Source organism: Synechococcus sp. (assembly GCF_982614295.1).
The window spans coordinates 1-8,192 of record NZ_CEXBMR010000063.1 but is presented as its reverse complement, the minus strand read 5'-3'; the positions used below and the strand labels follow the sequence as shown (position 1 = coordinate 8,192).

11 protein-coding genes are annotated in these 8,192 nt (G+C 51.7%); 6 read left to right on the top strand and 5 right to left on the bottom strand.

Features of this window, described 5'->3' with window-relative positions; translation table 11 throughout:
* Positions 1–553 (top strand): hypothetical protein (locus AC2JC8_RS09275; RefSeq protein ID WP_484594589.1); only part of this gene is annotated, 553 nt, incomplete at its 5' end.
* 14 nt (positions 554–567) lie between these two features.
* Here the strand turns inward: AC2JC8_RS09275 and AC2JC8_RS09270 are convergent.
* The 3 genes from AC2JC8_RS09270 to AC2JC8_RS09260 form a co-directional block, all read right to left on the bottom strand.
* Entirely contained in the window at positions 568–1,518 is a 951-nt protein-coding gene (locus tag AC2JC8_RS09270) for a DUF1517 domain-containing protein (protein WP_484401392.1), read from the bottom strand.
* 123 nt (positions 1,519–1,641) lie between these two features.
* Complete coding sequence (gene thiS / locus AC2JC8_RS09265; RefSeq protein WP_484401393.1) at positions 1,642–1,851, bottom strand: sulfur carrier protein ThiS; 210 nt, start codon at positions 1,849–1,851, stop codon at positions 1,642–1,644.
* 3 nt (positions 1,852–1,854) lie between these two features.
* Complete coding sequence (locus AC2JC8_RS09260) at positions 1,855–2,895, bottom strand: thiamine phosphate synthase (protein ID WP_484401394.1); 1,041 nt, start codon at positions 2,893–2,895, stop codon at positions 1,855–1,857.
* 60 nt (positions 2,896–2,955) lie between these two features.
* Here AC2JC8_RS09260 and AC2JC8_RS09255 point away from each other — a divergent pair, with 60 nt between their 5' ends.
* Positions 2,956–3,096, top strand: a complete 141-nt coding sequence (locus AC2JC8_RS09255; RefSeq protein ID WP_255132847.1) for a hypothetical protein — start codon at positions 2,956–2,958, stop codon at positions 3,094–3,096.
* On the opposite strand, the gene AC2JC8_RS09250 is transcribed toward AC2JC8_RS09255, so the two are convergent.
* Positions 3,093–4,037 (bottom strand): bifunctional riboflavin kinase/FAD synthetase, encoded by a 945-nt coding sequence (locus AC2JC8_RS09250; RefSeq protein ID WP_484401395.1) that lies wholly within the window; start codon positions 4,035–4,037, stop codon positions 3,093–3,095. The genes AC2JC8_RS09255 and AC2JC8_RS09250 overlap by 4 nt on opposite strands.
* Before the next feature lie 53 nt (positions 4,038–4,090).
* Here AC2JC8_RS09250 and AC2JC8_RS09245 point away from each other — a divergent pair, with 53 nt between their 5' ends.
* Positions 4,091–4,648: a DUF3611 family protein gene (locus AC2JC8_RS09245; protein WP_255132865.1), complete on the top strand. Its 558-nt coding sequence runs from the start codon at positions 4,091–4,093 to the stop codon at positions 4,646–4,648.
* Here the strand turns inward: AC2JC8_RS09245 and surE are convergent.
* Positions 4,622–5,416: a 5'/3'-nucleotidase SurE gene (gene surE / locus AC2JC8_RS09240; protein WP_484401397.1), complete on the bottom strand. Its 795-nt coding sequence runs from the start codon at positions 5,414–5,416 to the stop codon at positions 4,622–4,624. The two genes, AC2JC8_RS09245 and surE, sit on opposite strands and share 27 nt — an antisense overlap.
* Before the next feature lie 26 nt (positions 5,417–5,442).
* Between surE and pheS the strand changes: the two genes are divergently transcribed.
* The 3 genes from pheS to AC2JC8_RS09225 are packed head-to-tail and all read left to right on the top strand — an operon-like array spanning position 5,443 to position 8,056.
* Positions 5,443–6,450: a phenylalanine--tRNA ligase subunit alpha gene (gene pheS / locus AC2JC8_RS09235; RefSeq protein ID WP_484401398.1), complete on the top strand. Its 1,008-nt coding sequence runs from the start codon at positions 5,443–5,445 to the stop codon at positions 6,448–6,450.
* Position 6,451: 1 nt separating this feature from the next.
* Positions 6,452–7,363, top strand: a complete 912-nt coding sequence (locus AC2JC8_RS09230) for an NAD(+) kinase (protein ID WP_255132856.1) — start codon at positions 6,452–6,454, stop codon at positions 7,361–7,363.
* Positions 7,364–7,366: 3 nt separating this feature from the next.
* Positions 7,367–8,056, top strand: coding sequence for a winged helix-turn-helix domain-containing protein (locus tag AC2JC8_RS09225; protein WP_484401399.1), 690 nt, complete (start codon positions 7,367–7,369; stop codon positions 8,054–8,056).
* Positions 8,057–8,192 lie beyond the last annotated feature (136 nt).

Below are 8,192 nucleotides of genomic sequence, written 5' to 3'. Positions count from 1 at the left end.
CTATGGACAAGATCTTGGTGCGACCAATACCCAAGGTGGTGGTCGCTTTAGTTTTATACCTGATCCTGTAAAAGACCCTCTCACGGGATCAGCAGCAGGCCTGCAGGCTTCCAGTTACTTTGATGCGTTAGTTGGATTTGCGCCAGTTTACAGGCAAGATAGCCTAAATACATTTGATACTTTTTATACATATGATATTAAAGAGGCTATAAATGTAGATAAAACACTACCCTATCTATTCCTTGGCGCCTCATTTGATCAGCAGGCGGCTGGGCCAGTAAAACCTGTCTATCGTTTCTTCAACCAAACATCTGGAACGCATTTCTATACTATTTCTGAAGTTGAATCAAAATACGTAAAAGGTCTTAGCAACTATTCTTATGAAGGAGTTGGATTCAAAGCCTTTGATCCGGGTGTCGCTACAGTCGACTTTCGTCGTTTTTACAATTCAACAACTGGAGCACATGCCTTCTCGGCAGCAACTGCAGATGTGGAATTCTTTACCACCAGAGGTTATATGATTGAAGGATTAGCTTGGTCTGCAGTGCTATGAACTTAGCAATCTGATCAAAGGTGTTTCAATTGTGGGTAAGCAGTAATTAATTCCTCCGCGCTTAAAACATCCCCTTCTGCATCCGGCTGCCAAATCACTTCCAAGGCCAACAAATCACTGGCTGGCACTGCTCCTAACACCCCTAGCGCATCCCTTAATTGTTCAGCTGAATCTACAGATTTAATCTGCATCCTGCTTCTACTTGCAACTAATATCGTTATAGCTATGTAATCATTTGATGCATCTGCATCACCAGCTTTTGCAATACCCGCTTGATTATCATCACGGCGACGGCCAGCAAAATTACTAGTTACTTCACTACTTAATTTACTGCGTTCCTGCATTGAAAGCCGATTAAATGTTGCTTCTGCTGTATTAAAAGGCACCTGGCCAAGTTCAACATTTGCATATACCCATTGGTCTGGATGGCGCAATAATGCCAAAGTTGCATCCTGCAACACCTGCTGCAAACCAGCACTATTTCCAGTGTCTGCGGTGCGGGCGTAACGGCGTAAATCTTCTTGCAGCGATCTGGCGCTAGCAAGCAAGCCCAGTTGCAGTTGTGCAACAGCAACTGGGCCATCAACCATTTCCCTTTGAGCAGGTAAACCTGGATTAGCGCTTCCGCCGATTGCACCCCTCAAGCCATTAACAACAACTCCAACGATCGCCATCAGGATTAAAAATCCAAACAGGCCGCCCCCACCAAAACCTAAAAACGGAATGATGAAAGGAAAGCCAATTCCGCCACCACCGCCATAGCCGCCCCCATAACCACCGCGGTAACCGCCACCCCCGTAGCCCCCTCCTCCATAACCGCCACCTCCACGAAAAGATGGGCTAGCGGAACGAAAGCTGCCTCCACCAATACGGCCACCACTGGCAGCTTCTGCAGGTTGTGGATTACCAAAGCAAAGCAACCCAGCAGTGATTAAGGGCAAAAGCGAAAGTGAAAATAAACGCATGAGCCAACGGCTACGGGAGTGGGTAGGAAAAAAACTAGGCAAAACCACAAGTGGCGCCCCCCAATAAGGGGCAAATAATTTCTCCAATACTAGGAAGCATTGAGTTGATTGTTGATACGGGCTTCACCCCCCACCAACAATTGTTACCACCTCCAGGCGATCGCCTGGCTTGATCTTTTGTTCAGCCCATTGACCACGTGGCAACAATTCAGCATTCAATTCCACCACCACCAGCCGGGGCTGATAACCCTTCTGGATCAAAAGATCCGGCAGTAATAAATCAGCCCCACATTCGCACTGTTCACCGTTTAACCAAATTAAGCAATTAGTCATAATTTAATAACTCCTATTTAACAATTTAAGTAATTCCTTTGTGGCTGCAGCTGGGTCAGCGGCCTCCATCACGGCCCGCACCACAGCAAAACCAGCTGCTGCACCAGCCTCAGCTATTACAGGCTGCAAATTGCTCACATCAAGGCCGCCAATCGCAAAAAACGGCACCTGAGCATTGGCAGCGGCTTCTTTTAAATAACTAAATCCAACTGCGGCACGGCCAGGTTTTGTGGGGGTGGTGTAAATCGGGCCAACACCGAGATAATCGCAGCCAGCAACTTGTGCTTTTTGTAAATCATCGAGGCAATGGCTACTTACACCGATCAAGCGATCAGGCCCGATCAAACGACGCGCCAGAGTAATTGGCAAGTCCCCCTGCCCGAGATGCACCCCATCAGCTTCCACTGCTAAAGCAATATCAACTCGGTCATTAACGATAAACAGAGCGTTGTAGCGATTGCACAACTTCCTTAAGACAAGCGCTTCTTGATATCGCTCACCATCAGCACTGGTTTTACTGCGATGTTGCACTAACCGCACCCCCTCCTGCAGGGCTTGCTCCACCACCTCAAACATTTGGGGCACCTCAGAAGTGATCAAATAAAGCCTGGCTTCTCGCAAACGTTGGCGGCGGCTTTGATCAGCAAGCAACTGAGTTTCTAAATCGTATAAGCGATACCTACAGGTTTCAGCAATGGCCGCAAGATCAGGATTGCTTGCTCTGCCGAATTCCTCTAATACCCGCAGCGCTTCTTGGGCCCGAGCGCAATTTGCTGCTACCACCGCTTGAGGATTTAAGCGTTCTGCCTGGGCCGGGTGAGCTAAACCAGCCGCTCCATCGCTTGCAGTGTGGCGAGCTTGGCGGTATTCAGGCAGATGGCAACGCCCCAACTGTTGACGCAAATCCTTCAGTGGTTCCACCAAATCTCTGCGATTTAGGCCAAACCTGGCCCAATCCTCAGCCACCCTTAACCCTTCGCGGGCACGGTCTAAATTTGCATCAAGCAAACGCAACACAACCGGATCAATTGAGCTGGAGGTCAAAACAGATCAAACCATCTCGGCATTCCCTCTTTAGCCTAAAAATTCACCTGCATCTTTGTGGTGGCAGAAGAACCAAAACCGCTTCCCCAATATTCCAGTTCCGATAACCCCACCGCGGTATTGATCTGGGGCGCTGTGCTGCTTGGCGGCATCGGTGCCTTCATCGCTTGGGGCCTAACCCACGCCTATCCCAGCACCTAATCATCATTGGGGTTAGCAGCGAGATAAGCAGTTGCTGCTGCTGCATCTTTTGCAATTTGACTGCTCAAAGCCTCTAAAGAATCAAAAGCGCACTGGCCCCGCAACCATTGTTTTGGCTCCACGCTCAGAATTTCGTTGCCGAGCTGTATATCCATCCCCAGCAGATGCACCTCCACAGCAGAAGGGGCATTGGGATCAATGGTGGGCTGGCGGCCTAAATTCATCACCGCTGGCATTGGTTTGGCATCAAATCGCCGCACCCAAGCGGCATAAACACCTTCTTTTGGTAAACATTTGCGGCCATCCACCTGCAAATTTGCAGTGGGCCAACCCAAGCCGCGGCCCAACCCCCTGCCCTTCACAACCTTGCCTTGAAAAAGGTATGGCCGCTGCAATAAACGCACCACTTCCTGCAAATCTGCTGCCGCAAGCGCGAGGCGAATGCGGCTACTGCTTATTCGCTGGCCTTGATCGTCTAAAAGGGGCACCACTTCAACTAAAACGCCAGCCGCCCCCGCTAGCCGCTTTAAATCTTCAGGGCCACCACTGCGCTGGGCGCCAAATCGAAAATTTTCACCGATCGCAATTACTTTTGCGCCCAACTGCTCAAGCAATACTTGCTGCACAAATTGCTGCGGCGTTAATGCCGCCAGCTTTTTATTAAATGGCACCAAAATCAGCTGGCGAATGCCTAACTGCATAAGGCAATCAAGCTTTTCTTCTGGCAAATCGAGCCGCAACCTTGGTTCACCCGCCATCACCTCCCGCGGATGAGGCCAGAAAGATACAACTGTGGGAACTAATTCCGGTTGCAGTTGGGCCAGCTGCAACGCTGCAGCAACTACGCGGCGATGGCCAGCATGTACTCCATCAAAACTGCCAAGTGCAATGGCCGTTGGGGTATGAGCTTCCTGGGGGGAGCGTAAAAAAATCAAGGCCACCGCCCGTGCCAGATCTATCCTCCCATGGCAACTTGGGGTATCGCAAAAAAACCATGGCCGATCGCCTTGATTTGCAGCGCCTGGCCTCTGCCTTTCGCGCTATGGGCTGGCTGGCCTTTTGGAGCCAGTTGGCTATGGCGGTGGTGTGCGCTGGGGTTTTGGCCTTTAACAGCATCGGCAGCGATTTAATTCGCAACCGCGATCGGGCCATTGGCCTTGGCCCTGGTTTATCGCTCACAACCCTTGCCTTATTAGTTTTGGCTTGGAGCATTTGGCAAGACTGGGGACTAATACGCCTTAGCCGTGCACTTGCTGGTGGCACCACCGCAAGACCATCAAAAGCAGAAACCACCGCTCAAGTGAAACGCCACTTGCTAGCAAGCCTTGGTGGCGTAACCCTGGCGGCAATTGGTTATCAGGCATTAGCGGGCAGCCTCACCTTTCAGGCCTCGATACAGCAACCCGGATTTGCAGGGAGCGGCGGCATGGGCAATAACGCCATCACCTCCCTAGAAATGTTTTCGGTGATGGCCAATACCCAAGCCCTCACCGCACACCTAATCGGTTTATGGATCAGCCTTTGGTTATTGCAACGCATCCAACGCCGTTAAAGCAATTGGTGGAACTGGGCCACGCCAAAACAATTCCGGCTGCAGCGGGGTGAGGGCCATTCCACCTGCTTGCACTTGCGCCACATCAGTGGGCCAATCGCGAGGGCCTGCTCCAATGGCATCCACATCGTTGAGCACCTCACCCGCCAACCAGTAATAGGTGCGGCCGCGAGGATCTAAGCGCTGATCAAATTGATCGATGTAACGACGCACTGCCGGCCGGCACCAACGCATGGCCCCGATCTTTTCTGCAGGAACTGCAGGCACATTCAAATTGAGCAATAAACCTTCAGGCCAGCCCGCCGCCAGGGCATTTTCAGCTATTTCCATAGCTTTTTGGGCTGCCCCATCAAATTGCCGCCAATCAAAACAAGCACTACTAACCGCCATGGCAGGCAATCCCTCCAGGGTGCCTTCCATCGCTGCGGCAACAGTGCCGGAATACATCACATCAGAGCCAAGGTTGGGGCCGTGGTTGATGCCACTAAGTACAAGATCAGGTGGTGCCTGCAAAAGCATGCCCAGGCCCAGTTTCACGCAGTCGGATGGCGTGCCACTGCAGGCCCAGGCTTCGATGCCAGCGCCAAACAAAGCATCGGCTCGCTCCGCCCGAATTGGGCTCTGCAGGGTGAGCCCATGGCCTGTGGCGGAACGTTCTTGATCTGGGCACACCACTGAAACCTGATGGCCGCGGCGAGCTGCTTCCTTTGCTAGTGCTTGGATACCATCGGCAAAAACGCCGTCGTCGTTACTGATCAAGATGCGCATAAAGTTATAAGCTCTGCTTTTAAACCGTGGTAACCGGCCTCAATTTAGAGGACATCACCGCTCAGCTTTGTGCTCTAGAAGCAGAAGCTGCTGCCGCCATCACCGCCGCAGCTAGCAGCGCAGCGTTGGAGCAATTACGAATTGATCTGCTGGGCAAAAAAGGCAAGCTTTCGGCGGTGCTAGCGGCCATGGGCAAATTACCTGGGGAGCAGCGCCCCCTGGTGGGCCAGCGGGCAAATGTGCTGAAGGAACAATTACAGAGCCTGTTGCAGGAAAAACTGCAAAAACTGCGCCGCGAGGCAATGGCCAGCCGGATTGCCAGCGAAACCATCGATGTAACGCTCCCCTCCAGTTATGTGCCCCCAGGCCATCGGCACCCTTTGATAAGCACCACAGATGCGATTGTTGATATTTTCTGCGGCCTTGGTTACAGGCTCGTAGCAGGGCCTGAAATTGAAACAGATCACTTCAACTTTTCTGCCCTAAACATCCCGCCAGACCATCCAGCAAGGGATATGCAAGACACATTTTATTTACCTGGTGATCGCTTATTACGCACTCACACTTCACCTGTGCAGATTCGTCATCTAGAAGCGAATCCCCCGCCAGTGAGGGTGATTGCCCCAGGGCGCGTTTATCGCCGTGATGCAGTTGATGCCACCCATTCACCCGTATTTCATCAAGTAGAGGTGCTTGCAATTGATGAAGGCCTGGATTTCAGCCATTTGCGGGGCACCGTTACCCATTTCCTGAAAGCTTTTTTTGGTGATTTACCTGTGCGATTTCGCGCTAGTTATTTTCCCTTTACAGAACCCAGCGCTGAAGTGGATGTGCAATGGCGGGGTAGATGGCTAGAGGTGATGGGTTGCGGCATGGTGGATCCAGCAGTACTGGAGGGGCTTGGGCTTGATCCAGAACGCTGGAGTGGCTTCGCTGCAGGGCTTGGGGTGGAGCGTTTTTGTATGGTGCGCCACGGCATAGACGACATCCGTAGGCTGTTTACTAGTGATCTGCGCTTTTTAGAGCAGTTCTGAAATGTCCTGCGCTGGATTAATCGTTAACGACGGCAAGGAATTAGCTGTTGAAACGGCGGATCGCATTGAATCGCGCCTGAAGCATGCCGGCTGGGAGGTGGTGCGCGTGAGCAGCGCCGGGGGGATGGTGGGTTTTGCTAACCCTGATCAACATCTGCGCATGCTCGGTTATGCCGCCTGCGTGCCAGCGAATTTCAACAGGGAGATGTCGTTGGCATTTGTGTTGGGCGGCGACGGCACGGTGTTATCAGCTGCTCGCCAAACCGCACCGGTGGCGGTGCCGATGCTCACAGTAAACACTGGCCATATGGGATTTTTAGCAGAAACTCATCTTGATTATTTGGATAGCGCCCTTGATCAGGTAATTGCTGGCCGCTGGAGCGTGGAAGAACGCAGCATGGTGGTGGTGAGCGTATTGCGGGGCGATCAAAGGCGCTGGGAAGTGCTGTGTTTAAACGAGATGGCTCTACACCGGGAGCCACTCACCAGCATGTGCCATTTCGAAATCGCCATCGGCCGCCATGCCCCAGTGGATATTTCAGCTGACGGAATTATCTTATCTACCCCAACTGGCTCCACTGCTTACGCCTTAAGTGCTGGCGGACCTGTGATTACACCCGATTGCCCGGTGCTGCAGCTCACACCGATTGCACCCCATTCACTTGCCTCAAGGGCTTTGGTTTTTAGCGATAGTGAACCTGTAACTGTGTTTCCCGCTACACCAGAACGTTTGATGATGGTGGTGGATGGCAGTGCAGGTTGTTATGTGTGGCCGGAAGATCGTGTACTGATCCGCCGCAGCGATGAACCAGCCCGATTTATCCGCCTTCAAGATCATGAGTTTTTCCGGGTGCTTGGTGAAAAACTTGGCTGGGGTTTACCCCATGTAGCAAAACCAGCCCTGCCGGATTAACGCATGGGCGTGAAACAAACCCTGCTGCTGCTTGGCAAAGAAGCGCAACATCTAAAAGAACGATTAGAAGCCTCTGGATACATCACCAGCAGCTGGAGCTTGGAGCAAGCCAGCCAAAATTTGCAAGCCGGCGGCTTATTTGATGCGGTGTTGCTATCTGGTGAAGCAATCAAGTTTTGTGTTGCCCTGCGACAGCACTACGGAGATAACAAAGGGCCTGCCTTAATGCTGGAGGCCCATAGCAATAACATTGCTGCCCGCAGCCTTTGCCTTGAACTGGGGGCCGATGATTTTTGGCTCGCTGATGCTCCCCCTAGCGATCTGCTGCGGCGTCTGCGTCAGCAAATCCAACGCCAACAGCCAGCTGCCCCTTTTAATCCAAATCTGCTTTCGCTGGCTGAGCTAATTCTTGATCAAAGCGAAAAGCAGGCTTTTCGCGGAAACCGTAATCTAAATCTCACCGCTAAAGAATATGACCTATTGCTTGTGTTATTTAAACAGCAAGGTGTATGCGTGAGCCGCAAACAAATTCTTGAACAGGTGTGGGGCCTAGCTGAAACCAGTGAGGCAAACATTATTGAGGTTTATGTGCGCTACCTGCGGCTTAAATTAGAAGCAGAAGGTGAAGAGCGTTTAATTCATACTGTGCGGGGCCATGGCTATTGTTTACGCACTAATGGAGCGCAGAAATGATTAAGCCAGCTCTGATCAAAGGCGGCTTGATAACTACTGCATTGCTGTCTATTTCTTTATCGCCAGCTGCATTGAATGCAAATAAAGCCCAATACCTCCCAACGGAAGCTCAATGGTGCCTAGCCAAAGGCTGCAT